Origin of the sequence: Salinisphaera sp. G21_0 (genome assembly GCF_017744115.1) — a bacterium.
Taxonomy (GTDB): Bacteria; Pseudomonadota; Gammaproteobacteria; order Pseudomonadales; family Endozoicomonadaceae; genus Endozoicomonas.
On record NZ_JAGHQW010000258.1, the window covers coordinates 1 to 583 of the forward strand.

Annotated in this window: 1 protein-coding gene; it reads right to left on the minus strand. The window is 49.1% G+C overall.

Annotated elements, in window-relative coordinates; genetic code table 11:
- A partial coding sequence (locus tag J7439_RS25945; RefSeq protein WP_209204944.1) for a hypothetical protein occupies positions 1–583 on the minus strand: 583 nt, incomplete at both ends.

Consider the following 583-nt stretch of genomic DNA (forward strand, 5'->3'; position numbering starts at 1 on the left):
AGCCCTTGTAGGAACTCTTCCATCCAGTCATCGTTGTTGACCAGTTCTGACTCTGTCGCCAATGAATCCAATGTCGCCAATGAATCCAAATCCCATTCCACTATTTCATCAAGCCCAAGTGGGTCTCTTCTCCTTTTTTCGCTGGCTTCATGCCATTCTTTCCGTGTTTCTGAATCCACTGCGTAGCTCATTTTGCAGATAGCAGCGCTTAATTGAACAGAAGTCATTCGGCTTCGGTGGGGTTCCAGCAGTTCAAGTTCTGCATTTCCCAGTTCGTAAAAACGATCCAGCGCTTCCATTGCCGCGTCAAAGTCAGATAGCGGCCCTTGAATTCGACTGTTGGCAACCTGGTTCCCTTGAGTTGGTATGCTTGCCCTTGCTGGAAGTCCTTGCTGAGGGATTGATGTTACTACTGGCGTTTTTGCTGCCTCAATCTGTTCCAACTTTGCAACCACCGCTTTCTTAACGAGGTCTGGAACAATGCCGTCTTTATCATCTTTGATAACCGGGCTGAGTGCCGTGCATAAACGGGCGTTTAGCTGGCCGCTGCTGGCATAGTGTTCAAGAGATGACCAGACCGCAG